Raw genomic sequence first — 1,164 nt, 5'->3', positions numbered from 1 at the left:
CGCCAACGCCGTCAGCGGCGGCCGCATCCCCCGGGAGTTCATCCCCTCGGTGGACGCCGGTGCGCAGGACGCGCTGCAGTACGGCATCCTGGCGGGCTTCCCGCTGGTCGGCGTGAAGCTGACCCTGCTGGACGGCCAGTACCACGAGGTCGACTCGTCGGAAATGGCATTCAAGATCGCCGGCTCGATGGTGATGAAGGACGCGGCCCGCAAGGCCGATCCGGCACTGCTCGAGCCGATGATGGCCGTTGAAGTCACCACTCCTGAGGAGAACATGGGTGACGTCATCGGTGACCTCAACTCCCGCCGCGGCATCATCCAGGCGATGGAGGAGCGCAGCGGCGCCCGCATCGTCCGGGCCCTGGTGCCGTTGTCGGAGATGTTCGGCTACGTCGGCGACCTGCGGTCGAAGACCCAGGGCCGGGCTAGCTACAGCATGCAGTTCGACTCCTACGCCGAGGTTCCGCAGAGCGTCGCGAAGGAGATCATCGCCAAGGCAACGGGCGAGTAGCGCTCTGAGCAGGTGATTCGTGGTTGGTCGCGGGAGGGTTCACCCGCCCGCGGCCACCACGATCGGATCGCGTGAGACCGGGCCTGTAGGCTTCATCGCCGCAGAACCCACAAAGGCTCTCCGGCCTTCGGGCCGGAAAGGCTGTCGACAGAGTCCTAAGCGCCGACCGGCGCGCCGGGCGTACGAACCAAGAAGTCCACAGGAGGACACCAGTGGCGAAGGCTAAGTTCGAGCGGACTAAGCCGCACGTCAACATCGGCACCATTGGTCACATCGACCACGGTAAGACGACGCTGACGGCGGCCATCACCAAGGTCCTGCACGACCAGTACCCGGACCTGAACCCCTACACGCCGTTCGACGAGATCGACAAGGCGCCGGAGGAGAAGGCCCGCGGTATCACGATCTCGATCGCGCACGTCGAGTACCAGACCGAGTCGCGGCACTACGCGCACGTCGACTGCCCTGGGCACGCCGACTACATCAAGAACATGATCACCGGTGCCGCGCAGATGGACGGCGCGATCCTGGTGGTCGCGGCGACCGACGGCCCGATGCTCCAACTCGATGTTGACCCGCTCCGCCTCGGCGAACATGTCGAGGTAGATCGTCCGGGCACCGACCCGCACCCGCGCCTGCCGAATGAACCTCGG

1 protein-coding gene and 1 pseudogene are annotated in these 1,164 nt (G+C 66.0%); both read left to right on the top strand.

What is annotated here, in order from left to right:
- Nucleotides 1-511: pseudogene (gene fusA, locus ABZ749_RS35485) on the top strand (elongation factor G); the annotation flags it as partial.
- Between the two features lie 212 nt (nucleotides 512-723).
- Nucleotides 724-1,164: GTP-binding protein (locus ABZ749_RS35480; RefSeq protein WP_357235820.1), on the top strand; the 441-nt coding region annotated here is incomplete at its 3' end.

Source organism: Micromonospora sp. NPDC047753 (assembly GCF_040642735.1).
Taxonomy (GTDB): Bacteria; Actinomycetota; Actinomycetes; order Mycobacteriales; family Micromonosporaceae; genus Micromonospora.
Note: the sequence above shows the minus strand (reverse complement) of the source record. Positions and strands in the feature narration are given on the sequence as shown.